The following is a 23,600-nucleotide window of genomic DNA, read 5'->3' on the forward strand; positions in this document are numbered from 1 at the left end:
GTGGGCCAGTGTAGCGGGGGGAACGATTCCGACTAGCTCTGCGGAGCCATCGTGGCCGGTGCCGGCCCAGGCGCGGCCGGCGCCGGGGACACCTGAGTCGGAGTGACGATCGTTTGCGTCGTCGGCGGCAGCGGACCGAAACCGTCGGGATCCACCACGGTGGTCGTCGGCGTTGTCGGGGTCGTCGAGGTCGGCGACGTTGGCGAGGTAGGGCTCGTCGTTTCGGTAGGGCTGGTGGTGGTCGGCGTCGTGGTGGTCGTCGTGGTCGTGGGCTCGACCGTCTCCTTGGGGCGTCGCACGTTGGTGCGCGGTACCCACGTGTAGTTGGGGTCAGGCACGAAGCCCGGCGGTACGACCGCGGGCGCAGGCGGCTCAGGCTTCGGGGCAGGCTCGACATTGTGGTACACCCAGAACAGCGCGACGAAAGCGACGAGAAGCACAGCTGTCGACACCCGCATCCGGCCGCCGAGTTTGAACTTCAACCAAGACGTCATTTCCGGTCCTCCGGCGGGCCCTGCGTTTCGCCCTCCGCACCACCGGACGTCGCCGGATGGACGAGAGCCTCCACCTTCGGCGCATGGCCATCAGTGGGCGAGACGATGCCGGCGCGTCGCAGCGCGCGCACGACGAGCACACGTATGCGACGGCCCACCTCGAACTGCTTGCCCGGCAAGGTGCGCGCCACCATACGCAGGTTGACGGTGTCCAGTTCGATGCTTTCCACGCCCATCAACTGCGGCGCGTCAAGTAGCAGCGCACTTAGTCCCGGATCCTCCATCGCCTTTTCGGCAACACCGTGCAGCAGATCGTTCACGACGTTGAGATCCGCCGCCGTCGGCACCGGGATGTCGATGACGGCACGCGCCCAATCTTTGGACAGGTTCACCGTCTTGACGATTTGTCCGTTGGGGATGGTGAACATCTCGCCCTCGCTGGAGCGCAGTTTGGTGACGCGAAGAGTGACGTCCTCGACCGTGCCCTCAGCGGGCAACGCGATACCGGCGACGGTGAGCGACACCAGATCGCCGAAGCCGTACTGCTTCTCGGTGATGATGAAGAATCCGGACAACAGATCCTGCACAAGGCGCTGCGCACCGAAACCGAGCGCCGCACCCAGCACCGCGGCGGGCGCGACAAGCGAGCCGACCGGGATCGCAAGGATCGTTGTGACCTGCATGATCACAATGACGAAGAGCAGAGCGACCGTCACCCAGGAGATCACCGACGCAACGGCCTGACGGTGCTTCGCGCTCTCGGTACGCACCAGCTGGTCGCTTTCCTGGTACTCGGCGTCGATGCGCCGCACAACCCGGCGCGCGCCCCAGTTGATGAACCGTGCGGCCAACAGACCGCCGATCAGATACAGCGCGATCGGCACGCCGCGCTCGAGGATCCAAACGCCGATGGTGCCTTGCCAGAAACCGGTCCACCGGTCTCCCAAGGCAAATGCGATCAGGTTGCTATTCGTCATCTTTTCTATTGCGCCAACGGATTCCGGCCTCGAGGAACCCGTCGATATCTCCGTCCAGTACTGCGGCCGGATTACCGACCTCATACTCGGTGCGCAAGTCCTTTACCATTTGATACGGGTGTAGTACGTAGGAGCGCATCTGGTTTCCCCACGAGCTTCCGCTATCGCTCTTCAAGGCGTCCATCTCGGCACGCTCTTCTAAACGCTTGCGCTCCAACAACTTTGCCTGGAGAACTCGCATTGCCGAGACCTTGTTCTGCAACTGCGACTTCTCGTTCTGGCAGGTGACCACGATACCGGTCGGGATGTGGGTGAGTCGAACCGCCGAGTCGGTGGTGTTCACCGACTGACCGCCCGGTCCGCTGGATCGGTACACGTCGACGCGCACGTCGGTCTCGGGAATGTCGATGTGGTCGGTAGTTTCGGTGACGGGCAACACTTCCACTTCCGCGAACGACGTCTGGCGCCTGCCCTGGTTGTCGAACGGGCTGATGCGCACCAACCGGTGCGTGCCCTGCTCCACCGACAGCGTCCCGTAGGCGTAGGGCGCGTGCACCGCGAAGGTCGCGCTCTTGATGCCCGCCTCTTCGGCGTAGGACGTGTCGAACACCTCGACCGGGTAGTCGTGCTGCTCGGCCCAGCGGACGTACATCCGCATCAACATCTCGGCCCAGTCGGCGGCGTCCACACCGCCGGCGCCCGAGCGGATGTTCAGCAGCGCCTCACGCGCGTCGTATTCGCCGGACAGCAGCGTGCGGACTTCCATCGCCTCGAGGTCCTCGCGCAGCTTCTTGAGCTCGGCATCGGCCTCGGCCACTTCGTCGGCCCCGCCTTCTTCGGCGGCGAGCTCGTAGAGCACGGGCAGGTCGTCGAGGCGCTGCCGGAGTTCCTCGACACGGCGCAACTCGCCCTGTGTGTGGGACAGCTCGCTGGTGACCTTCTGGGCGCGCGACTGGTCGTCCCACAGGTTGGGGTCGGAGGCCTCGTGCTCGAGCTTTTCGATCCGGACACGCAGGCCCTCGACGTCAAGCACCCGCTCCACCGTGGTCAGGGTGGAGTCGAGTGCTGCAATATCGGCTTGACGGTCAGGATCCACGGGAATTCAGGGTACCTGTGCAAGAACCCGACACTGTTATCCCTGACTGGCGGCAATCCGGCAGGTTTCGCGCTTAGCATCTGAGATGGCAACCAGCCCTGCCACGACGCGACAGCCCCTTGCGCGTGGCCGGGTAGCGACAACCTTCAAACAAAGGTATTCATGCGCCCTTACCACGTGGCGATCGTCGGCTCCGGCCCCTCGGGCTACTTCGCTGCCGCTTCGCTTCTGAAATTCGCCGACGCCTCGCAAAAAGAGGGAGTGGATGCGGATGTCCGCGTCGACATGCTGGAGATGCTGCCGACGCCGTGGGGGCTGGTGCGCTCCGGCGTCGCGCCCGACCATCCCAAGATCAAGTCGATCAGCGCCCAGTTCGAGAAGACGGCATTGGACCCTCGGTTCCGGTTCTTCGGCAACATCGTCGTCGGCGACCACGTGCACGCCGCCGAGCTGGCCGAACGGTACGACGCGGTGATTTACGCCGTCGGCGCGCAGTCCGACCGGTCGCTGGGCATCCCCGGCGAGGATCTGGACGGCAGCGTGCCTGCCGTCGACTTCGTGGGCTGGTACAACGCCCATCCGCATTTCGAGGAGATGGCTCCGGACCTATCGACCGGGCGGGCCGTGGTCGTCGGCAACGGCAACGTGGCGCTGGACGTCGCACGGATCTTGGTCACCGACCCCGATGTCCTCGCGGCGACCGACATCGCCGACCACGCGTTGCGGTCTCTGCACGACCGCGGCGTCGAAGAGGTGCTCATCATCGGCAGGCGCGGGCCGCTGCAGGCTCCGTTCACCACGCTGGAACTGCGGGAGCTCGGTCATCTCGAAGGCCTCGGCGACGTCGACGTCATCATCGATCCGGCGGACTTCGCCGATATCTCCGACGAGGATGTCGACGCCGCAGGCAAAACGGTGAAGAACAACATCAAGGTGCTGCGCGGGTACGCCGAGCAGGCACCCAAGGGCGCCAAGCGCCGGATCGTGTTCCGGTTCTGCACGTCCCCCATCGAGATCAAGGGTGACGACAAGGTCGAGTCGATCGTGCTCGGACGCAACGAATTGGTCGAAGAAGGCGGGCGCGTCGTCGCCAGGGACACCGGCGAACGCGAGGAGGTGCCGGCCCAGCTGGTGGTGCGCGCCGTCGGATACCGCGGGGTGGAGCTGAAAGGGCTGCCGTTCGACGACCGCAGCGGCACGATTCCGCACACCGACGGCCGCATCGAGGGAAGTCGCAACGAGTACGTCGTCGGCTGGATCAAGCGTGGGCCGACCGGCGTCATCGGCAGCAACAAGAGCGACTCGCAGGAGACCGTCGATTCCGTGGTCGCCGACCTGTCCGGCGCGTCACTGGCCGAATTCGGCGACGATCACGCCGAGCGACTGGCGGAATGGTTCGTGGAGCGCCAGCCGAAAGTGATCACCGACGACCATTGGAAGCTGATCGACGAACACGAACGCGGGGCGGGTGAGCCGCACGGGCGGCCGCGGGTGAAGCTGACCAGCGTGGCGGAGTTGTTGCGCATCGGCCACGGCTGAGGCGACTAGTAGATCTCCGGTCCTGCCGGTGGCGGCGGCGGGGGCGCCGATGGCGCGAATCGCCAGTTGTCCGGGTTCTTCGGCGAGTAGACGACGGGGAAGAGCTGAGAGATGGTCGGCCACTGGTCGACGTCGATTGCCATCTGCTGATAGACCACGTGCTCGTTGACCGTCGGCCCGTTGATGACGCCTGTGATTGTGACGAACTGCTCGCCGGTGACGCCGTCGGGACGCGGGCTGACGCCGGTGACCAGCAGCTGACCCTGCATCCACCCGCTGCCCGCACCGCGACGCCGCCTGATCCACGGGGCCGCGATGAGCACGAGCGCCCCGACCATGACCAGGACCATCACGATTTCCCACACACCGACATGGTAGGACGTCCCTTATGACGACCCGAGGACGAACGCGAGTGAGGATCGCAGCGAGGAACGAGCAAGGACCGGAGCGAGCGGGAGTCGAGGCATGACAGAAGTCCGCGATGACATCACCTTCGCACTGCAGATGGCCGACGCCGCCGACGCGCAGACGCTGGATCGTTTCGGCGCGCTCGATCTGCGCGTCGAGACGAAACCCGACCTCACTCCCGTCACGGATGCCGACCGCTCGGTCGAGGAGCTGGTCCGCGAGGCGCTTGCGGAACAGCGGCCCGACGACGTCGTGCTCGGTGAAGAGTTCGGCGGCACAGCGGTTTTCACCGGCCGCCAATGGGTCGTCGACCCCATCGACGGAACGAAGAACTTTGTGCGCGGCGTCCCGGTGTGGGCCACGCTGATCGCGTTGCTCGACGACGGCGTCCCCGTTGTGGGCGTCGTCAGCGCGCCGGCGTTGCACCGGCGATGGTGGGCCGGCCTCGGCGAGGGCGCGTTCACATCCTTCGGCGGTCGAACCCGGCGCATTTCGGTGTCGGGCATCGACAACGTCGCCTCGGCAAGCTTGGCGTACTCCGATCTCACCACCGGGTGGGACGGTCTGCGGTCACGATTCCTGGAGCTGACCGACGACGTGTGGCGGGTTCGCGGCTACGGCGACTTCTGGTCGTACTGCCTGGTCGCCGAGGGAGCCGTCGACATCGCGGTCGAGCCCGAGGTGAAGCTGTGGGATCTAGCGGCACTCGACATCCTGGTACGCGAAGCGGGCGGCACCTTCACGAGCGTCGCGGGGCAGGCGGGTCCGCACGGCGGCAGCGCGATCGCCACCAACGGGTTGCTGCACGACGCCGTGTTGAGCAAGCTGAACGGCTAGCCTCGCCGACCGGCCTCGACCATTCGACGGATTGCTTCAGGTGACAGGCGTTCCTTGGGGATGAAACCCAGCGCAGGACTGGCGGCAATGAGTTCGCCGTACTCGCTCTCGGAATGCGTGGAAGTCAGGATGACCTGTGACGGCACCGGTCCGTTCACGATCTGCTCGGCGAGTCGGAATCCGCTCTCTTCGCCGAGTTTGAGGTCCACGATCGTGACGTCGGGATGCTGCTGTTCCACGTATTCGAGAGCCTCTGCCGAGGACGTCGCGACTGCGACGACCGAAAGTCCCTGGCGATCAAGCAATTTGGAGGCCGTGATGAGAAATCCGGGATTGTCATCGACGATGACGCAGCGCACATCCACCGCCCCGGATTCCATCACTCCAGTGTGCCGGTCGGCCGCATCGGTGACATTCCGGGTAGCTGCAATTCGTCAGACCGGCTAACCAACATGGTGAGGGTGAAATCCGCAAGGTCCGATTCATCGTTCCGCTGACGATTCCAGAGGCACGTCAATTCGAACCGTTGTACCCATCCCGGCCGGGCTGTCCCACGTCAACGTTCCGCCGAGCGCCTCGACACGGTCGAGCAGCCCTATCAACCCTGAGCCACGCGATGCGACCGCTCCCCCTACACCGTCGTCACGAATCATGACGTGCAGTCGGCCATCAGCCAGGTTCGCGCTCAGCTCTGCGAATGTGGCGTTCGCGTGCTTGGCGACATTGGTCAGCGATTCCGCCGCGACGTAATAGGCAGCGGCCTCGACCGACGGCGGGAGCCGTGTGCCCACGTGGAGATCCAGCTCGACCGGAACCGCGGACCGGCGGGCCAGCGTCCGCAGCGCCGGCGCGAGACCACCTTCGGACAGGATCGCGGGGTGGATGCCGCGCGACACCTCACGCAGATCGTCGACGGCCTCGATGAGTTCGGTGTTGAGCGCCGCCAGGGGCTCACGAACCGATGACGTTTCGGGAAGATCCGCGTCGATGGTGCGTAGCTTCAGCGCGAGCGTGACCAGCCGCTGCTGGATGCCGTCGTGCAGATCGCGTTCGATGCGGCGGCGCGACTCGTCGCCCGCCGCGACGATGCGTGCCCGCGATGCCATCAGATCGGAGTGCGCCTGTGCGTTGGCGATCGCCGTCCCGACGAGGTCGGTGAACTCCGCCATCCGAAGCTCGGTGTCCTCCAGAAGCGGGTGCTCGATCGTCGAGAGCGCGGTGATCGCACCCCAGAGCGTGCCTCCGACGATGATCGGCGCTCCCACAGCTGAGTAGGTGCCCGCGGGGATACCTGGCGGGGAGTTTTCTGTGCGGCGGGCGGGCGCCCGGGTTTGGTAGACGTGCGCGGCCACTGTCTCGCCGACGTCGATTCGAGCACCTTCGGGCACGGAATCGCTTGTGCACGCCGATGTTCCGCAGACCGTCGCGGTGCCGTCGGACTCGAACCGCAGCAGCCTGGTGATGTCGGCGCGGGCAAGTAACCCGATCTCCCTGGCGACCGCAGTGAAGATCTCGCTCGACGGCCTGCCCTGGGCGACGAGCGTCGCAACATGCCGCAGGGCTGTCTGCTCGTCGTTGAGCCGTCCCAACTCGGCGCGATTGCTCTCCAGCGATTCAGCCATGGAGTTGAAGTTGCGCTCCAGCGTCCCGATATCGCCCGTGCCTGCCTGCGGTACCCGCGCGCCCAGATCCCCCGCGGCCAGCCGGTCAGCCATTCGCGCGGTGCGACGGACGGGATTGACGACCGCGCGGGCCAGGTAGCCGGCGCTCAACGCGGTCACCAAGACCGACAGGATCAATCCGACGCCGGCGACTACGGTCGCGCGCCGATACATCCGATCCGCTATAGCCTGCTGCTCTGAGCTGAGCGCATCTTCGGTGGACAAGAACTCGTCGAGCTGTTGGCGAAGGGCATCCATCCTTTGCATGCCCTCTTCGCTCGCGGCGAGGCTGCGGACCCTAGGTTCGTCACGGCGCGCCCCTTCCACGATCGGTATCGAATAGTCGTTCACGTAGGACAGCGCGTCCCGTTCGAGTTGTTCGGCGCGGTCCGCCTGCTGTGGATCGTCGACGACCGCGCGCAACGTCGTGAGTCGTTCGGCGATCCGTTGCCGGCCGGACTCCCACGGCCCGAGAAAACTTTCCTGCCCGGTGATGAGGAATCCACGTTCGCTCGTTTCCATGTCGCCCAGCACCCGACGGACATCACGTGCCGCGTACGCCTCTTTCGCGGAATTGACTGCGAGGTCCCTGGAGCGGTCCACTTGCGCCATTGCGACGAGAAGAAACACGAATGCCGAGGCAACGATCACGGCAAGAGTCACGGTCACCACGACCAACCGTGTGATCAATCCGCCCCGCACGCACGCCACCTAGGACTAAGGGTCAATTCAGCTGAGTATGCCGGGTGACCGTCTGCCTCGGAATTCCACTGCCGTAGCTGCGAACCTCCTGATCCGGCACCCAACAAGGTGTAGAGCCGCCTAACCTGTCGACTGTCGGGGTTGCGGGAGGGAGCATTACGTGCAGCAGCTGAGTTGGACCGACGACATGATGCTGCGCGCCGAACGGCCCGAAACCCCGATGCAGATCCAAATGCTGCTCATCTACGACCCGGCTACAGCGCCAAACGGCCGAGTCACGTTCAAGGGCATCCTCGAAGAGATCGAGAGCCGCTTGCATCTCGCGCCGACTTTTCGTCGGCGGCTGACCGAGCTACCCGGCGGTCTGCACATGCCCTATTGGGTGGACGACCCGAACTTTGACCTCGAGTATCACGTCCGCCACATCGCGCTGCCGCAGCCGGGCGACTGGCGTCAGCTATGCATCCAAATCGCGCGCATTCATGCCCGGCAGATCGACTTGCGACGCCCACCGTGGGAGATGACGGTGATCGAGGGGTTGAACTCGGTACCGGGTGTCCCGCCAGGATCCTTCGCGGTCGGCGTGAAACTGCACCACTGCGCCGCCGACGGCATGGAAAGCGTCGAACTGCTGGCCGCCCTGCACGATCTCGCCCCCGACGGTCCTCGCCCCGCACCCTCCGAAACACCCTGGGAGCCAAACAAATTACCGTCGACGGCGACTCTGGTGTCCAAGACCGCGGTCAACATCGCCCAATATCCACTGCGTGCGGGCAGCGTCGTATTGCCCAATGCGCTGAAGGCGGTTCGTCAGTTCGCCGGGCTGCCCGCCAAGCTGGCCGGTGGCGTCGCCGCGGCACTCGGTGGCGATCCGCCGTCTTTGTTCGCCCCGACCACTCGGTTCAACGGGTCTGCTTCTCCCCATCGGGTGTTCGAGGCCCGCTTCCATGACCTCGCCGACTTTCAGCGCATCAAGTCGACTGTGCCGGGGGCGACGATCAACGACGTCGCGGTGGCGTACGTCGGCGGGGCGCTGCGACGCTACCTCGAAGACCACGACGAACTGCCCGAGGAGACACTCCTGACGGCGGTCCCCGCGTCGATACGGGATTCCAGCGAGAAAGGGGCGGGTGGAAACCGGTTGTTCGGCAGACTGCAGTCGCTGCAGACGACCCTGACGGATCCGCACAAGCGGCTCGTGTCGATCGTGGCCGAGGCATCCGCGTTTCGTGAGAACTCCGATACGTCCAACACCAACCAGCTGATGGAGCTCGTCGGCCTCGTTCCGACCACGTTGCTGGGTCTGACCATCAAAGCGGCGTCGGCGCTGCCCTTCAGCAGTCCGCCGATCGCCAACACCAACTTGAGCAACGTGCCCGGACCCGCAGAGCCAATCTATTTCAACGGCGCACGCCTGATCCGGGTCACCGGATTGGGGCCGTTGATCGGTGGCTTGAACCTGTTCCACGTCATCGCAAGCTACAACGGCACCGTCTCGATGGGCGTCACCGCGGACCGTGATGCGCTGCCCGATCCCGCGCACTACGCCGAATGCATGCAGACCGCCTTCGACGAGCTCTTGGCCACCGTCTGACGTGTGAACTGCCTTACAAAAGCGAGAACCTTACTCACGAGTCAGTTCGCATACCTTACTCTGGAGTCAGTTCCGCGAATGTGAACGTCGATCTTTTAGAGCGAGGCAGTTGAAATGACCAACACCCTGCCGTCGAAAAACGGATCCCCTCCCCGCCCGAAGCGGTCAGACAAGGAAAGCGCCGTCGGCCTGCGCAAGCACAAACGCTCCGCGACCGACCTGGGCCTGGCCATCGTCACACCGCTGGTCGGGCAGGAGTTTCTCGACCGCTACAACCTGCGAGATCCACTCAATCGCGGGCTGAAGTACGGCGTCAAACAGGTCTTCTCGGTCGCCGGCGCGGCGAGTCGTCAGTTCAAGCGCGTGTCCGGTGCCCAGGGCGGGCCGACGCGGTTGAAGAAGAGCGGATCCGACTACTTCGATCTGACACCCGACGAGGAACAACAGATGATCGTCGACACGGTCAGCGAGTTCGCCGAGGAGGTCATTCGCCCCGCGGCCCACGATTCCGACTCCACCGCGACCTATCCGGAAGATCTCGTCAGCAAGGCCACCGAGCTCGGCATCACCGCGATCAACGTTCCTGAGGACTTCGATGGAATCGCGGCGCATCGCGCGGCGGTCACCAATGTGCTGGTGGCCGAGGCGCTCGCCTACGGCGATATGGGACTCGCATTGCCGATCCTGGCCCCCGCCGGGGTAGCCTCCGCGCTCACGCACTGGGGCAGCGCCGACCAGCAGGCGACGTACCTGAAGGAGTTCGCCGGTGAGCACGTGCCGCAGGCGTGCGTAGCGATCTCCGAACCGCACCCGTTGTTCGATCCCACCGCATTGAAGACGACGGCGGTACGCACGCCGAGCGGCTACCGACTCGACGGCGTCAAATCGTTGGTGCCCGCCGCTGCCAACGCCGAATTGTTCATCGTGGCAGCACAACTCAACGGCAAGCCCGCGCTTTTCATCGTCGAGTCGTCGACGAAGGGTGTCGCTGTGACGGCGGACCCGAGCATGGGCATCCGCGCCGCGGCGCTGGGCACGGTCACACTCGATCATGTCACCGTTCCGTTGGCTGCGCGCCTTGGCGAGGACGGCGCGAGCGAGGCGGACTACTCGGAGGCCATCGCATTGTCGCGCCTCGGCTGGGCGGCACTCGCGGTGGGCACCGCACATGCGGTTCTCGATTACGTGGTGCCATATGTCAAGGAGCGCCACGCATTCGGTGAGCCGATCGCACATCGGCAGGCGGTGGCATTCATGTGCGCCAACATGGCGATCGAGTTCGATGGACTGCGCTTGATCACCTGGCGCGGCGCTTCACGCGCCGACCAGGGTCTGCCGTTCGCGCGTGAAGCGGCGCTGGCCAAGCGGCTCGGCACGGACAAGGGCATGCAGATCGGGTTGGACGGTGTCCAGTTGCTGGGTGGCCACGGCTACACCAAGGAACATCCCGTCGAACGCTGGTACCGCGATCTGCGCGCGATCGGCGTCGCCGAGGGCGTTGTTGTCATTTAGCGAGTCATCTAATCAGTCGTCATTCCTCATCCTTCTTCCGAAAGTCGAATCATGGCAATCAATCTGGAACTGCCGAGGAAGCTCGAAGCAGTGATCGACATGGCGCACAACGGCGCCGCCGAGATGCTGCGACCGATCTCACGCAAATGGGATCTACGAGAGCACGAGTACCCCGTCGAACTCGACACGCTGGCCACGCTGTTCGAGGGCATCTCACAGGCCAACGCGATCGCCTTCGCCGGCGCCGAAGCGTTCGCCGCCGGCGAAGCCAAGGACTCCAACCACAACGGCGCCAACATGTCCGCGGTGCTCAACGTGATGGAAATCAGTTGGGGTGACGTCGCTTTGATGTTGTCGGTGCCGCGTCAGGGCCTCGGTAATGCCGCGATCTCCAGTGTGGCCACTCGCGAACAGCTCGACGAGCTCGGCAAGGATGTGTGGGCCGCGATGGCGATCACCGAGCCGGGCTTCGGCTCCGACTCTGCCGCTGTGACCACGACGGCGAAGCTCGAGGACGACGAGTACGTCATCAACGGCGAGAAGATCTTCGTCACCGCCGGATCGCGGGCCACCCACATCGTGGTGTGGGCGACGCTGGACAAGTCGTTGGGCCGCGCCGCGATCAAGTCGTTCATCGTGCCGCGCGAACATCCAGGGGTCACCGTCGAGCGGGTCGAGGACAAACTCGGCATCAAGGCGTCCGACACCGCGGTGATCCGGTTCGACAACGCGCGCATCCCGAAGGCGAACCTGTTGGGCAGTCCGGAGATCCAGGTGGAGAAAGGCTTCGCCGGAGTGATGGAGACCTTCGACAACACCCGACCGGTGGTGGCGGCGATGGCCGTCGGCATCGCCCGTGCCGCACTCGAGGAACTGCGGAAGACGCTCACCGGGGCCGGAGTTGAGATCTCTTACGACAAGCCGTCGCACGCGCAGAGCGCTCCTGCCGCGGAGTTCCTGCGAATGGAGTCCGATTGGGAGTCGGCCTATCTGCTGATGGTGCGCTCCGCCTGGCAGGCCGACAACAACATCCCCAACTCGAAGGAAGCGTCGATGGGTAAGGCCAAAGCCGCCCGCGTCGCCAGTGATATCACGCTCAAGGCGGTCGAATTGGCGGGTACGGTCGGCTATTCCGAGCAGACGCTGCTGGAGAAGTGGGCCCGCGACAGCAAGATCCTCGACATCTTCGAGGGCACGCAGCAGATCCAGCAGCTGGTGGTCGCTCGACGACTGCTGGGTCTGTCGTCATCAGAACTCAAGTAGGGCGCCCGCGAGATCGGAAGCCGTCGAGTGTGGACTTGGTACACGCCCCGACCGCAGTATGCGTGCGGGTAACCCACGTTCGGCGATCTGGAGTCAGAAGCAAAAGTCCCCGATCACTCGGACAAGCCGAGCGTCGGGGACCTTTGCGAATGTCGCTACGAGCCCAGGTGCGAGATCAGGTCAGGCTTCATCTCCTGGAGCTGCTGACCCCAGTACTCCCAGCTGTGCGTGCCGTAGGGCGGGAAGTTGAATACGGCATTGTTGCCGCCCGCGGCGATGTAGTTGTCACGGAAGGTCTCGTTGGTCCGGATCGTCAGACCCTCGAGGAACGTAGCGGGCAGGTTCGCGCCGCCAAGCTCGTTGGGCGTCCCGTTGCCGCAGTAGACCCACAGGCGGGTGTTGTTAGCCACCAGCGCAGGGATCTGAATCATCGGGTCGTTACGCTTCCACGCGCTGTTCGGGTCTTCCGTCGGGCCCCACATGTCGTTGGCCTTGTAGCCGCCCGCGTCGCCCATCGCCATGTTGATCAGGAACGGCCACTGGCCCTCGGACGGGTTGAGGAACGCCGACAGCGCCCCGGCATAGACGAACTGGGCGGGGTGATAAACCGAGAGGATCATCGCCGAGTTGCCCGCCATCGACAGGCCGACGGCGGCGTTACCCGTGGGCGACACGCCTCGTTCGGAGGCCAGCCAATTGGGTAGCTCGCTCGTCAGGAACGTCTCCCACTTGTAGGTCTGGCAGCCGTTCTTACCGCAGGCCGGCGCATACCAGTCGCTGTAGAAGCTGGACTGGCCACCCACCGGCATGATGAGCGACAACGGGGTATCGAAATACCACTCGAACGCCTGGGTCTCCAGATCCCAACCGTTGAAGTCATCGCGGGCACGCAAGCCGTCGAGTAGGTACACGGCCTTCGATCCGGTGCCCTTCTGGAACTGCACCTTGATATCGCGGCCCATCGACGGCGAGGGGACCATGAGGTACTCCACCGGCAGGCCGGGGCGGGAGAACGCCTCAGCAGTCGGTGACTGCCCCGTGAGGCCGACTACGCCCGGCAACAGAGCAGCGGCTACTGCCGCCATCGTGAGCCGGCGCGCCCAGGGACGTCGAATCTTGTCAACAAAACTCATACTGCAAACCCATCCATCTTCCGGTTTCCGCTTTTCCCACGATCGAGCGATCGCCATCGCCAACGCAGCCCATTACTGCGTTGTCGTGCCCGCTCGACTGAGTCCGGTGGCCATTGAGCGGACCGAGAAAATTTCAGTTGTCGCGTGTGCAGTAAAACATGTGACCAGCGCAGGGAGGAAGTCCGACGGGCGGCGTCGCCGAGATTGCTGTGAACACCCTGGCTGGTGTCGATGTCCGCCTGACCGGCCCTTCGCGTCGTAGGCTTCGGGGCATGGCAAAGGCCCGCGCCACCCGGCTGGCCGTGGACGACTGGATCCAGGCGGGCTACGCGGTCCTCGCCGAAGAGGGCATCAAATCGCTCAAGATCGACCGGCTGTGCACTCGTCTCGGGGTGACCAAAGGCAGCTTTTACTGGCATTTCGCCGATATCGCGAGCTATCGCATCGCGCTGGTGGATGCGTGGGGCGCGTCTCGCGACGAGGAAAGGCGCCACTTCGGAACGTCCACCGGCGTGCCGCCCCGGCAACGGCTCTCGCAAATGATGACGACACTGGTTGACGCGCAGCACTGGACGCTCGAGCGTGCGATGCGGGAATGGGCCCGCACCGACGAAGCTGTCGCTGCCAGCGTGCGTGCCGCGGACCTGCGGGTGCTGGTCGCTGTCCGGCAGGCTTTTCTGGATATCGGGTTCGACGCCGAGGAAGCCGACCTGCGCGCGACCGCCACTTTTGCGGTCGGAATCGGGTTCCTGCATCTGTCCGGGCCGAAGCCCAGCGCTCGGGGAGCCGCGCGTCGGGAGCGCTTCCTCGACATCATGCTGACGCCCTGACTGGGTCTCTTCCTGCGGTTTCGACCCCCATCTCCCTCGAGACTGCTGAGAGATCGCCATTTCCGGCCAGACTGCGATCTCTCAGCAGTCTCGGCGGCTCGATGCCTCGGTTTCCGTACTAAATAGTATGGTAGCGTCGCGAACATGACCGCGGTTTCGGCCAGCCCGGCCATCACCTCCGAGTTTGTCGCCCGGCTAGCCGAACGCGCGCAGGAGGCCGAGCGAATTCGTCGCTTACCTGCCAAAACCGTCGCCGACCTCACCGCGTCGGGCTTCACCGAACTGCTGGTGCCTGCCCGCTTCGGCGGCCAACAGGCCGAGTGGCCGGCCATCCTCGATCCAGTTCGACGGATGGCGCATGGCTGCGCATCGAGCGCGTGGACGCTCGGCTTCTACGCACTGCACAACTGGATACTTGCCCTGTTCGACGAGCGTGCTCAGGAGGAGGCGTTCGCAACGCGTCCGTTCCTCGCGCCCGCGCCCCTGGCGCCGACGGGTCGAGGGGTCCCGTCCGGCGACGGCATCCGACTGACCGGCCGGTGGTCGTGGGCGACGGGCGTGATGGACGGCAACTGGATCATGGTCGGCGCGATCTGTGGCCCCGACGAGGCCATCTATCCGGCGTTGGCCTTGCTACCCATCTCCGACGTCCGCATCGAGGACGTGTGGCACACCGACGGCATGCGGGCCACCGGATCCAACGACGTCGTCATCACCGATGCGTACGTCCCGCAGCACCGCCTCGTCCGCGTCGCCGACATCTATTCCGGCACGGCTCCCGGCGCCGGTCTGCACGACGCCGACACCTACCGCTGGCCGATGGTGCCTGCGCTGTCGCTGTTGGCGGCCATGCCGGCGCTAGGCAGTGCCGAGCGAGTCGCGGAGATCTACGCCGAGCGCCTCGGCGAGCGCATCCTCGCCTACGAGGGCGTCGCGCAGAAGGACAAGCCGCTGGCACAGGCACGGCTCGGGGAAGCGCGCGTCCGCCTCCGCGCCCTGCGCGGGCTACTCGCCGACACCGTCGGCGACATCGAAACCGTCGTTGCCTCGGGCGATCCCGTGCCACGGCCGGTGCGCGCCGAAGCCCGCCTTGCCGCCGCGCACATCGTGCATGAGTCGCGTTCTGTGATCGCCGATCTGCTCGAGGCGTCCGGTGCCAGCGTCCACTTCGCCGACAACCCGCTGCAGCGCATCAAGCGCGACGTCGATGTACTTGCCGGTCATGTGGTGTTCGACTACGACACCAGCCGCGAACTCGCCGGAGCGCTCACACTGGGTATGAAGGTCTCGCGCACCGCAATGATCTAGTCGAAGGGAATCCGATGGCCGAAGTACGTGACCGGATCACCACCGTCTTCCAGAACAACGTCGCCAATCCGCTGATGCGGCTGATGCCGTTCCAGACGCTGCTGGAGACGACGGGACGGAAGTCCGGCGAGCCCCGCAGAACGCCGTTGGACGGAAGCCGCGTCGGCGACCAGTTCTGGTTCGTCTCGGAGTTCGGCGACAAGTCGCAGTACGTCAAGAACATCCAGGCCGATCCGCAGGTCCGCGTCCGACTGAAGGGCAAGTGGCACAGCGGCACGGCCCACCTCGTGCCCGATGACGATCCGCACGAGCGACTGCGCTCGTTGCCGAAGTTCAACAGCTTCGGAGTGCGGACATTCGGCACCAATCTGCTGACCATCCGGGTCGACTTCAACGGTTGATCCGAGGGTTGACCTCAGGCCAGAAGTAAAACTAACATCAGTTTTAGTTTGGATCGCCCATTTGTCGATGGAGACACCATGGAATCCTTTGTTCACCTGCGAAAAGGCCGTACTCCCCGGCGTCTGCACGCCGATCTGGATGGCCTGAAGGACGACGAACTAGGGCGCGGCGGCTTCACCGGCCGCACGGCGAACATGTATCGCCGCAACGACCCGACGGCATACCGTTCGGTCGGCCCGCTGCGTCCCGTCGACGTACTGTCCTCGGAGCTCAAGCCCAGCGATGCCAGCGACGCCGCGGGCGGTCCGCTGCTGATGTTCAGCAATGCCGACTGCCTCGTCCTGCTGTCACGGCGCTCGGAGCCGATGCCGTTCTTCGTCCGCTACGTCGACGGAGACCTGCTCAGCTTCGTACACAAGGGCTCGGGGCTGCTCGAGACTGAGTTCGGGCCGCTGCGTTACCGCGAGGGCGACTGGATCTACGTCCCTAAGGCGTGCACGTTCCGCCAGGTGCCCGACGAAGAAACCACGCTGCTGATGATCCAGGCCACCGACGAATTCCGGGTGCCTGCACCGGGTTATCTCGGAAGGCATTTCCCGTTCGACCCGTCGCAGGCCGTGATCCCGGAGGCGTCGCCCATCGACGATGATGGACGTGACGAGTATGAGGTCCGGCTGATCCACGAGGGCGGACCGACAATGCTTTACTACCAACACCATCCGCTCGATGTGGAGGGCTGGCGCGGTGACAATTTCGCGTTCACCTTCAACATCGAGGACTACAACGTGGTGACGTCGAACAGCGTGCATCTGCCGCCGACGGTGCATCTGTTCATGGAAGCCACCGGGGTCTACGTGATGAACTTCCTGCCCAAGCCAGCCGAAGGCGTGCCAGGCACCGAGCGCACTCCGTGGTATCACCGCAACGTCGACTTCGACGAGATCGCGTTCTTCCACGGCGGATCGCTCTACGGCATTCCCATGCCGCCCGGCCTGGTTTCCCATGCGCCGCAAGGGGTTCACCATGGCGCTCCGGAGAAGGCGCGTGAGCGAGCCCGCCGCAAATTCGACGACTACGACAAGGTCGACTGGTCGGTGATCGCCATCGACACGCGACGCAGGCTCATCCCGTCCGAAGAAGTACTCGCCAACGATCTGGGCCAGCATTGATGAGCGCTTGCGCGAAGAAACGAGAGCATTGATGACCACCGCCGTGAAGTACGAGTACGACCGGGTCCCGTATCTGGTTGCCTACGCCAACAATTCGGGCGTGCGCGATGTGTATGGCGGCGTCGCCGAGCTTGTCGTGCTCGAGAGCCACCTGCTGCGGCCGAAGGACAAGCCGTCCGATACGGTCCTGGTGTTCATGCATCCCATCGGCGGCGGGGCATACCTGCCGATGATGAACGCGCTCGCCCGCGCAGGCCACCACGTCATCTACTGCAACAGCCGATTCAGAGGCACCGACTCCGCGCTGCTGATGGAGAAGGTGGTCGAAGACCTCGGCGAGTGCATCAAGGACGCCAAGAACCGGTTGGGCTATTCGAAGGTGGTGCTGGCCGGGTGGAGCGGCGGCGGCTCGCTGTCGGTGTTCTACCAGCAGCAGGCCCAGAACCCGACCGTGACGTCGAGCCCGTCCGGCGACGGTCCCGACCTCACCAAGCTCAGCCTGATCCCCGCCGACGGCATCATGCTGCTCGCCGCGCACATCAGCCGCCACGGCACGATGACCGAATGGCTGGACGCGTCGATCCTCGACGAGGCCGACCCGTCCAAACGCGACCCCGAGCTTGACCTCTACAACCCCGACAATCCGAACCAGCCGCCTTACACCCCCGAGTTTTTGGAGCGTTATCGCGCCGCCCAGATCGAGCGCAATCGCCGTATCACCAAGTGGGTCAAAGACAAACTGGCCGAGCTGAAGGCCAACGGTCGCCCCGAAGACGAGTTCGCGTTCGTCGTGCACGGCACCATGGCCGACCCGCGGTGGCTCGACCCCGCCGTCGATCCGAACGAACGCACCCCGGGACAGTGCTACCTGGGCGATCCTCAGGTGGTGAACAACAGCCCCGTCGGGCTTGCCCGGTTCTGCACGTTGCGCAGCTGGCTCTCGCAGTGGAGCTATGACGACGCCAACGGCGACGCGGTGAAGGCCGGCCCCGACATCGCGGTGCCCGCGCTGGTCATCGGCAATCTCGCCGACGACGCCTGCACGCCGAGCCACACCCGCAGGCTCTTCGAGGCGATCGGGCATCCTGATAAGGAAATGCACGAGATCCCTGGCGCCAACCACTACTACTCCGGGCCAGACCAGCGCGGCACGCTCCGCGAGGCCGTCGGCATCTGCACCGACTGGCTGCACAGGCACGAGTTCTCGAAATGAGCGTCACCGGCCCGCTCGACGGAATCCGCGTGATCGAGGTCGGCACGCTGATCTCCGGACCGTTCGCAGGCCGGCTGCTCGGTGACATGGGAGCCGAGGTCATCAAGATCGAACCTCCGGGCGCGCCCGATCCGCTGCGCACCTGGGGGCAGGCCGAGCTCGACGGCCACCACTTCTTCTGGACTGTGCACGCGCGCAATAAGAAAGCCGTCACGCTGAACCTGCGCGAGGACGCCGGTCGCGAGCTGTTTCTGGATCTCGTCGAGCGCTCCGACATCATCGTGGAAAACTTCCGGCCCGGGACCCTGGAGAAGTGGAACCTCGGTTATGACGTGCTGCGGCAACGCAACAAGGGCATCATCCTCGTGCGGGTTTCCGGATACGGGCAGACCGGCCCTGAGGCGCACAAGGCCGGCTACGCGTCGGTCGCGGAGGCCGCCAGCGGTCTGCGGCACATGAACGGGTTCCCAGGCGGTCCGCCCCCACGACTCGCGCTGTCGCTTGGCGACAGCCTGGCCGGGATGTTCGCCGCCCAGGGCGCACTGGCCGCGCTGTACCGACGCTCGGTCAGCGGCGAGGGTCAGATCGTCGACGCTGCACTCACCGAATCCTGTTTGGCTGTACAGGAATCCACCATTCCGGACTACGATGTGGGCGGAGTGGTCCGCGGCCCTTCCGGCACCCGGCTGGAGGGAATCGCCCCGTCGAACATCTACCCGACGGCCGACGGCAGCTGGGTCGTCATCGCAGCCAATCAAGACACTGTGTTCCGCAGGCTGTGCACGGCGATGGGACAACCCGAGCTCGCCACCGACGACCGCTTCGCCAATCACGTTGCGCGCGGACGCAATCAGGATGAGCTCGACAAGATCATCGGCGACTGGGCCGCCACCAGGCAGCCTGCCGACATTATCGCTACCCTCTCGGAGGCCGGCGTGATCAGCGGGCCCATCAATACGGTCGCCGAGGTCGTCGAGGACCCGCAACTGCAGTCCCGCGGGATGATCGCCGACCACTGGGACGAACGCGTCGGCCGAAACATCAAGGGCCCCGGCGTGGTACCGGTCCTGTCGGACACCCCGGGAACGATCCGCGCCGCCGGATCGGCCCGGCCCGGCCAGCACAACGACGAGATCTATTGCGGCCTGCTCGGCCGCAGCGACGCCGAGCTCGCCACGCTGCGTGAGGAGGGCGTGCTATGAGCGCACTACCGACACATGTCGACATCCGCGACGTCTCGCTACGCGACGGTCTTCAGATCGAGGACCCGATCCCGTTGTCGGCCAAGATCGAACTGCTCGCGGCCGTCGCCGCCACCGGCGTGCGGGAGATGGAGGCTACGGCATTCGTCTCACCGTCGAAGGTGCCCGCGCTAGCCGATGCGGCCGACCTCGCCACCGAGCTGCACAACTTCCCCGACATCGAATTCTCGGCCCTGGTGGCCAGTCCCAACGGCGCCAAGCGTGCGATCGCCGGGGGTCTGCGGTCGATCGAGTTCGTCGTGTCGGCCGCCGACGGACACAGCCGTGCGAATGTGGGCCGCACCACCGCGGAAGCCACCGCGCAGATCCCCGAGATCGTCGCGATCGCACACGACAGCGGCGTCACCGTCGAGGTCATCATCGCCACCGCTTGGGACTGTCCTTTCGACGGGCCGACACCACCGCAACGCGTGCTGGACATCGTCGCTGCTGCACGGGACAACGGCGCCGACCGTCTCGCAATCGCCGACACCATCGGCACCACCACACCGCGACGGGTGAGCGACCTGGTCGCGCTCGTACGCCCGCTCATCGGCGACATCCCGCTGGGGGCGCACTTCCACAACACCCGCGGCGCCGGCCTCGCCAGCGCGTATGCCGCTGTCCAGGCTGGGATTACCCGGCTCGACGCGTCGGTCGGCGGACTCGGCGGCTGTCCCTTCGCACCCGGCGCCAGCGGCAACATCGCGTTGGAGGACCTCGTTTACCTGTTACGGGACAGCGGGATCGGCGTCGACGTCGACCTCGAGGCTGCGATCGGCGCCGCCCGGGTCGCACAGAACACCGTCGGGCACGATCTACCGAGCTCGCTGTTGCGCGCCGGCGACCGGATTCTGAGCGGCTGATTTCGTGAAACTTCCCGGCCCCCGCTTCGCGCCTGTAACGGCACGGCGCGTTTTCAGGAGAAATCGCGCCATGTGGTTACATTCACATGCGCACGCAGAACTGCCGGACGCCTAGCCGTGCCCGTCGAGACGCTCAGCGCAAAGGGCCGCCAGACCAGGGAGGCCATCGAGCAGGCCGCCCGGAAACTGTTCGCCGAGCATGGTTTTCATGGCACCACACTGGGTGACATCACGTCGGCTGCCGGAAAATCGCCAGCATCGTTCTACCGCTACTTCGCCGACAAGGAAGATCTGCTGGCCGTCCTGGCCCAGTCGTTTCTGCACGAGGTGGTGGCACCGTCCGGGCTCAGCGTCGAACTCCCGGAATCCCCGGAGGACGACACGTTCTTTCGCGCCGTGGTCACCGGCTACTGGAACATGTTCAAGCAGAACATCGGCATCATGATCGCGGTCGCCCAGCTCGCGGCGACGCAACCGCGGTTCGCCGCGGTGCAGAACGAGTTTCGCCGCTTCGGTATCGACATCGTCGCGGCCTCCGTGCGCCGCGCCCAGGAGCAGGGCTACGGTGCCGAACTGGATCCCGAACACACGGCCGCGGCGATCGCGCTGTTGTTCGAGAACTTCACCACCGTGTTCGTCGGCACCTCCGGTCTCGGGCTCGAGATCAGCGATGAGGACGCGATCGCCACGCTGTCGAGGATTTGGAAGAAGACGCTGTACGGGTTCTAGAACCAACCAAGGACGTCAAAGGAGTCAATGTGGATTTCAATCTCCCGGAACATCTTCCGGGTGTGCTCGCCGAGATGGATGCGTTCATCGAGGCTGAGATCAAGCCGCTGGAACGCGAGAACATGCAGTACTTCGACCAGCGCCGCGAATACGCCCGCACCGACTGGGAGAATGGCGGTATCCCGCGAAGGGAATGGGAGGACCTGCTCGGCGAGATGCGTAAGCGGGCCGACGCGGCCGGTTGGCTGCGCTACGGTCTACCGTCGCAGTTCGGTGGCCGCGACGGTACCAACATCGACATGGCCATCATCCGGGAACACCTGGCGCACAAAGGACTCGGACTGCACAACGACCTACAGGACGAATCATCGATCGTCGGTAACTTCCCGCAGGTCATCATGATGGACCGGTTCGGCACCGAGGCCCAGAAGGCCGAGTGGATCGAGGCCATGCTGACCGGTAAGCGGTCCATGGCGTTCGGGCTGACCGAACCCAACCACGGGTCAGACGCCACCTGGCTGGAGACCACCGCGGTCCAGGACGGTGACGAGTGGATCATCAACGGCGCCAAGCGGTTCAACACCGGCGTGCATCGCGCCACCCACGATCTCGTCTTCGCCCGCACGTCCGGTGAGCCGGGGCAGGCCCGCGGTATCACCGGGTTCCTGGTGCCGACCGATACGCCGGGCTTCACGGTGCCGTACTACTGGTGGACGTTCAACATGCCGACCGACCACGGCGAGGTCGAGCTGAAGGACGTCCGGGTGCCCATCGATGCGGTGCTCGGCGAAGTGGACCGCGGCCTCGAGGTCGGTCAGACCTTTCTGCACGAGAACAGGATTCGGCAGGCTGCTAGCAGCCTGGGTGCCGCGCAGCACTGTATCGACCGCGCCGTCGCTTACGCGGGCGAACGCAAGGTGTTCGGCAAACCGCTGTCGGTGAACCAGGCGGTGCAGTGGCCGCTGGTCGAATTGCACACCGAGGCTCAGATGGTGCGACTGCTGGTGCGGTATGCGGCCTCGGAACTCGACCGCAACCACCACATGGAGGTTTCCGACAAGGTGTCGATGGCCAACTACCGCGCCAACCGGCTCGTCTGCGAGGCGGCCGACCGGGCAATGCAGGTGCTGGGCGGCATCGGCTACAGCCGCCACGAGCCGATGGAACACATCTACCGCCATCACCGCCGCTACCGAATCACCGAGGGAGCGGAGGAAATCCAGATGCGACGGGTCGCGCAGCGGCTCTTCGGATTCGGCCGCAAGTGATAGATCAACTCGAGGCTGTGCTCCGCCCGGTGCTGGGCGACGGCGTCGTCGTCGAGAACCTGCGCGCGCTGACAGGTGGTGCGAGCCGGACGACGTGGGCATTTGACGCGGTCACTGCTGAGCGGCAAGCATTGATTCTGCGGACCGGGCCGCCGGACGACGTGCACGCGGGCATGGAGTTGGAAGCCGCAGTGCAACAGCGCGCTGCCGCCGCCGGCGCACCTGTCCCCCAGATCCTGACTGCCGACAATTCGACTGCCGCACTGGGCAATCCGTATCTGATCTGCAATGCGATCGCTGGCGAGACGATCGTGAGGCGGATCTACCGCACGCTCGACGACGCAAGTCGTGACCGGCTGCTTCGCCAGTGCGCGCAGGCGCTGGCCGCCATTCACCGCGCTGATCCCGCCGGTCTGGGTCTGACCGAGTCCGACCAGCTCAGCGAGTGGCGGGATCGGCTCGACGAAATGGGAGACACCACAGCAACATTCGAGTGGGCGTTCCGCTGGCTAGCCGCCAATCGCCCCCCGCCGTCACCGCACGTGCTCGTCCACGGCGACTTCCGGATGGGCAATCTGATCGTCGACGAGAACGGCCTAGCGGCGGTCCTCGACTGGGAGCTGGTGTACACCGGCGAGGTATACGAGGACCTGGCCTGGTTCTGCATCCGGGCCTGGCGTTTCGGTACGCCAGAAGAGTTGGGCGCCGGTGGACTCGGCAGCATTGAAAGTTTCCTGTCCGCCTATGAGGCCGCCGCGGATACCCAGCTGGATCGCGATGTGTTCCGGTGGTGGCTCATCGTCGCCACGCTGCGATGGGGTGTCATCTGCCGATTCCAGGCAGAACGACACCTTTCGGGTCAGACCCGCTCGGTCGAGCTGGCCGCGATCGGCCGCCGTGTCGCCGAAACCGAGTGGGACGTGCTGGATCTGCTCACAGGAGGTGGCCCACGATGAGCGGGATCTACGGACGGCCGACCGCGGCCGAACTGGTCGCCGCCGTCGCCGACTTCCTGAGCGACGACGTGCGCCGCGCCACCGGGCCCGATGGTCAGCCCGCCGATGCTGCGCAGGTCAACTTCCACGCCCGCGTCGCCGCCAACGTATTGCGCATTGTCGAACGCGAGCTGCTCGACGGGCCTGCGACCGACGTCGCCGCCGCACTCGAGGATCTGGGCTACGCGTCCGAAAGTGAGCTCGCGACGGCGATCCGCGCCGGTGAACTGGACGACCGGCCCGACGACGTGTTGGCCAGCCTGCGCACGATCGTGCGGCGTCGGCTCGACGTCAACCACCCCGGTTATGCACAGTAGCGATTTGTGGAGCGGCAGCCGCGGTGAGCGCGGCTCAGACTCCACA

Annotated in this window: 23 protein-coding genes; 16 read left to right on the forward strand and 7 right to left on the reverse strand. The window is 65.2% G+C overall.

The genetic code is table 11. The annotated features are described in order from the left end of the window. Nucleotides 1-32: 32 nt before the first annotated feature. The 3 genes from ACIA48_RS10885 to prfB are packed head-to-tail and all read right to left on the reverse strand — an operon-like array spanning nt 33 to nt 2,567. Nucleotides 33-494, reverse strand: coding sequence for a hypothetical protein (locus ACIA48_RS10885; protein ID WP_396730547.1), 462 nt, complete (start codon nt 492-494; stop codon nt 33-35). Beyond that, the gene (locus ACIA48_RS10890; protein WP_396730549.1) at nt 491-1,471 is read right to left on the reverse strand and encodes a mechanosensitive ion channel family protein; all 981 of its coding nucleotides are present in this window, start codon (nt 1,469-1,471) and stop codon (nt 491-493) included. The genes ACIA48_RS10885 and ACIA48_RS10890 overlap by 4 nt, the downstream gene beginning before the upstream one ends. Further along, nucleotides 1,461-2,567 carry a peptide chain release factor 2 gene (gene prfB / locus ACIA48_RS10895; protein WP_396730551.1) on the reverse strand — a complete coding sequence of 369 codons (1,107 nt, stop codon included), beginning with the start codon at nt 2,565-2,567 and terminating at the stop codon, nt 1,461-1,463. The genes ACIA48_RS10890 and prfB overlap by 11 nt, the downstream gene beginning before the upstream one ends. Before the next feature lie 162 nt (nt 2,568-2,729). Here prfB and ACIA48_RS10900 point away from each other — a divergent pair, with 162 nt between their 5' ends. Next, nucleotides 2,730-4,106, forward strand: a complete 1,377-nt coding sequence (locus ACIA48_RS10900; protein WP_396730553.1) for an FAD-dependent oxidoreductase — start codon at nt 2,730-2,732, stop codon at nt 4,104-4,106. A gap of 5 nt (nt 4,107-4,111) precedes the next feature. Here the strand turns inward: ACIA48_RS10900 and ACIA48_RS10905 are convergent, their stop codons facing one another. Next, nucleotides 4,112-4,471, reverse strand: coding sequence for a hypothetical protein (locus ACIA48_RS10905; protein ID WP_396730555.1), 360 nt, complete (start codon nt 4,469-4,471; stop codon nt 4,112-4,114). 100 nt (nt 4,472-4,571) lie between these two features. Here ACIA48_RS10905 and hisN point away from each other — a divergent pair, with 100 nt between their 5' ends. Then, a complete protein-coding gene (gene hisN / locus ACIA48_RS10910; protein ID WP_396730557.1) occupies nt 4,572-5,351 on the forward strand; it encodes a histidinol-phosphatase in 780 nt (259 codons plus the stop codon). Here the strand turns inward: hisN and ACIA48_RS10915 are convergent. Both ACIA48_RS10915 and ACIA48_RS10920 read right to left on the reverse strand, forming a co-directional pair. Continuing rightward, nucleotides 5,348-5,731, reverse strand: coding sequence for a response regulator (locus ACIA48_RS10915; RefSeq protein WP_396730559.1), 384 nt, complete (start codon nt 5,729-5,731; stop codon nt 5,348-5,350). The two genes, hisN and ACIA48_RS10915, sit on opposite strands and share 4 nt — an antisense overlap. Nucleotides 5,732-5,833: 102 nt before the next feature. Beyond that, nucleotides 5,834-7,714 (reverse strand): CHASE3 domain-containing protein, encoded by a 1,881-nt coding sequence (locus ACIA48_RS10920; RefSeq protein ID WP_396730561.1) that lies wholly within the window; start codon nt 7,712-7,714, stop codon nt 5,834-5,836. Between the two features lie 160 nt (nt 7,715-7,874). Between ACIA48_RS10920 and ACIA48_RS10925 the strand changes: the two genes are divergently transcribed. The 3 genes from ACIA48_RS10925 (at nt 7,875) to ACIA48_RS10935 (ending at nt 12,083) form a co-directional block, all read left to right on the forward strand. Further along, nucleotides 7,875-9,308, forward strand: coding sequence for a wax ester/triacylglycerol synthase family O-acyltransferase (locus ACIA48_RS10925; protein WP_396730563.1), 1,434 nt, complete (start codon nt 7,875-7,877; stop codon nt 9,306-9,308). Between the two features lie 114 nt (nt 9,309-9,422). Beyond that, nucleotides 9,423-10,820: an acyl-CoA dehydrogenase family protein gene (locus ACIA48_RS10930; RefSeq protein ID WP_396730565.1), complete on the forward strand. Its 1,398-nt coding sequence runs from the start codon at nt 9,423-9,425 to the stop codon at nt 10,818-10,820. A gap of 51 nt (nt 10,821-10,871) precedes the next feature. Further along, a complete protein-coding gene (locus ACIA48_RS10935) occupies nt 10,872-12,083 on the forward strand; it encodes an acyl-CoA dehydrogenase family protein (RefSeq protein WP_396730566.1) in 1,212 nt (403 codons plus the stop codon). A gap of 155 nt (nt 12,084-12,238) precedes the next feature. Here ACIA48_RS10935 and ACIA48_RS10940 read toward each other — a convergent pair whose 3' ends face one another. After that, nucleotides 12,239-13,216 carry an esterase family protein gene (locus ACIA48_RS10940; RefSeq protein ID WP_396730567.1) on the reverse strand — a complete coding sequence of 326 codons (978 nt, stop codon included), beginning with the start codon at nt 13,214-13,216 and terminating at the stop codon, nt 12,239-12,241. 272 nt (nt 13,217-13,488) lie between these two features. Between ACIA48_RS10940 and ACIA48_RS10945 the strand changes: the two genes are divergently transcribed. The 11 genes from ACIA48_RS10945 to ACIA48_RS10995 all read left to right on the forward strand — a co-directional run bounded on the left by ACIA48_RS10945 (nt 13,489) and on the right by ACIA48_RS10995 (nt 23,554). Continuing rightward, nucleotides 13,489-14,046, forward strand: coding sequence for a TetR/AcrR family transcriptional regulator (locus ACIA48_RS10945; protein ID WP_396730569.1), 558 nt, complete (start codon nt 13,489-13,491; stop codon nt 14,044-14,046). Nucleotides 14,047-14,190: 144 nt separating this feature from the next. After that, entirely contained in the window at nt 14,191-15,354 is a 1,164-nt protein-coding gene (locus ACIA48_RS10950) for an acyl-CoA dehydrogenase (RefSeq protein WP_396730571.1), read from the forward strand. A 14-nt stretch (nt 15,355-15,368) separates the two neighbouring features. After that, a complete protein-coding gene (locus ACIA48_RS10955) occupies nt 15,369-15,755 on the forward strand; it encodes a nitroreductase/quinone reductase family protein (RefSeq protein ID WP_396730573.1) in 387 nt (128 codons plus the stop codon). Between the two features lie 78 nt (nt 15,756-15,833). Next, nucleotides 15,834-16,925: a homogentisate 1,2-dioxygenase gene (locus ACIA48_RS10960; RefSeq protein WP_396730575.1), complete on the forward strand. Its 1,092-nt coding sequence runs from the start codon at nt 15,834-15,836 to the stop codon at nt 16,923-16,925. Nucleotides 16,926-16,956: 31 nt separating this feature from the next. Continuing rightward, nucleotides 16,957-18,138, forward strand: coding sequence for an alpha/beta hydrolase family protein (locus tag ACIA48_RS10965; protein ID WP_396730577.1), 1,182 nt, complete (start codon nt 16,957-16,959; stop codon nt 18,136-18,138). Continuing rightward, a complete protein-coding gene (locus ACIA48_RS10970) occupies nt 18,135-19,340 on the forward strand; it encodes a CaiB/BaiF CoA transferase family protein (RefSeq protein WP_396730579.1) in 1,206 nt (401 codons plus the stop codon). The genes ACIA48_RS10965 and ACIA48_RS10970 overlap by 4 nt, the downstream gene beginning before the upstream one ends. Further along, a complete protein-coding gene (locus ACIA48_RS10975; RefSeq protein ID WP_396730581.1) occupies nt 19,337-20,245 on the forward strand; it encodes a hydroxymethylglutaryl-CoA lyase in 909 nt (302 codons plus the stop codon). The genes ACIA48_RS10970 and ACIA48_RS10975 overlap by 4 nt, the downstream gene beginning before the upstream one ends. Nucleotides 20,246-20,362: 117 nt before the next feature. Continuing rightward, nucleotides 20,363-20,974 carry a TetR/AcrR family transcriptional regulator gene (locus ACIA48_RS10980; protein ID WP_396730583.1) on the forward strand — a complete coding sequence of 204 codons (612 nt, stop codon included), beginning with the start codon at nt 20,363-20,365 and terminating at the stop codon, nt 20,972-20,974. Between the two features lie 29 nt (nt 20,975-21,003). After that, nucleotides 21,004-22,242 carry an acyl-CoA dehydrogenase family protein gene (locus tag ACIA48_RS10985; RefSeq protein WP_396730585.1) on the forward strand — a complete coding sequence of 413 codons (1,239 nt, stop codon included), beginning with the start codon at nt 21,004-21,006 and terminating at the stop codon, nt 22,240-22,242. After that, entirely contained in the window at nt 22,239-23,198 is a 960-nt protein-coding gene (locus tag ACIA48_RS10990) for a phosphotransferase family protein (protein WP_396730587.1), read from the forward strand. Before ACIA48_RS10985 ends, ACIA48_RS10990 begins: the two co-directional genes overlap by 4 nt. Continuing rightward, on the forward strand, nt 23,195-23,554 hold the full coding sequence (locus ACIA48_RS10995; RefSeq protein WP_396730588.1) for a DUF6285 domain-containing protein: 360 nt from the start codon (nt 23,195-23,197) through the stop codon (nt 23,552-23,554). The genes ACIA48_RS10990 and ACIA48_RS10995 overlap by 4 nt, the downstream gene beginning before the upstream one ends. Nucleotides 23,555-23,600 lie beyond the last annotated feature (46 nt).

Source organism: Mycobacterium sp. NPDC051804, assembly GCF_044452905.1.
In the GTDB taxonomy this organism is placed as follows: Bacteria; Actinomycetota; Actinomycetes; order Mycobacteriales; family Mycobacteriaceae; genus Mycobacterium.